Below are 658 nucleotides of genomic sequence, written 5' to 3' on the forward strand. Positions count from 1 at the left end.
CACTTTTACATTATCGGCAAAAATCGACACTTCTTCGCCTGATTCTAAGTCAATAAACTTTCTTGGCGTATTATCAAAGTCGAATTTAAGCTCTGTTTCATTATCTACCACATGAAACAAAACCACTTTGTGCTTGTTGTGTTTAAGATGTTGCAAGGCACTAAAAAGCTTTTCATCATCTTCTGACTGAAACATATCTGTAAACAAAATAATCATCGAACGGCGATGCATTTTCTCTGCAATTTGATGCAAATACGTAATCGTGTCCGTTGTTTTTTTGACTTTTGGCTGTTCTAATAATTGCTCTAATTTATTGAGCAACATTCTGTGGTGGCGATCACTTCCTTTTTCGGGAGCATAATATTCGTAACTGTCTGAGAAAACGCTTAAACCCACAGCATCACGTTGTTTCTTTAAGATATTCATTAAAACTGCCGAAGCTAAAACCGCAAAACCAATCTTCTTTTCATAAAAAGGCTGACCTGATTTTAGTTCGGGATAATGCATTGACGACGAATTATCGACTATAAGATGACAACGCAAATTGGTTTCTTCCTCATAACGTTTCGTGTACAATCGATCTGTTTTGGCAAATAATTTCCAATCGATGTGTTTGGTGCTTTCTCCTGCATTATAGACTTTATGCTCAGCAAATTCA

General features: G+C 36.2%; 1 protein-coding gene. It reads right to left on the minus strand.

All coding sequences use genetic code 11. The annotated features are described in order from the left end of the window. Positions 1 to 658 (minus strand): DUF58 domain-containing protein (locus tag BW716_RS35145; RefSeq protein WP_083730681.1); only part of this gene is annotated, 658 nt, incomplete at both ends.

Origin of the sequence: [Flexibacter] sp. ATCC 35208, assembly GCF_001975825.1 — a bacterium.
In the GTDB taxonomy this organism is placed as follows: Bacteria; Bacteroidota; Bacteroidia; order Chitinophagales; family Chitinophagaceae; genus Chitinophaga.